Here is a 491-nt window from a genome sequence, read left to right on the forward strand (position 1 = left end):
CTAGAACTCCAGCTCGGCACTGAAATACATCACCCGGCGTTCATCGTAATTATTGTCGACGAAAGTATTCGGCTGATGGTCGAGGCGCTGCTGCAGCACGCCGGCCAATTGCAGCTGAGCTTTGCCAATGGCGATGCGTTTGGCGATGCGCGTGTCGACGCGTTCGAAGCGATAGCCGTTGAGCGCGTTGTCGCCGTAATAGAAGAGGGCGCTGTTCCAGCCATGGCCCCAATTGCGCAGCCAACCGGCGGAACCGCTGTTGCGCGAGGTCAACTGCTGGTCCAGCGGATTGCTCGCCTCGGCGTCGACGAAGGCGTAGGTCAAACGCAAACGGTCGGCGCTGCTGAGGCGCCAGTCGAGTTGCGTTTCGGTGCCGCGAAAGCGCGAGCTGTTGGCGTTGCTGGCGATGTACTGATTGTTGCGCAGCGGTTCGCTGATCATCCCGGTGATTTCGTCGTAGAACAGCTTCACGTCCACGGCCAGTCCGAGTT

The 491-nt window shown here is 59.9% G+C and carries 1 pseudogene; it reads right to left on the minus strand.

The window, feature by feature from the left end:
* Positions 1–491 (minus strand): annotated as a pseudogene (locus J5M71_RS27595) (TonB-dependent receptor); the annotation flags it as partial.

The organism is Pseudomonas sp. 43(2021) (assembly GCF_017490805.1).
Taxonomy (GTDB): domain Bacteria; phylum Pseudomonadota; class Gammaproteobacteria; order Pseudomonadales; family Pseudomonadaceae; genus Aquipseudomonas.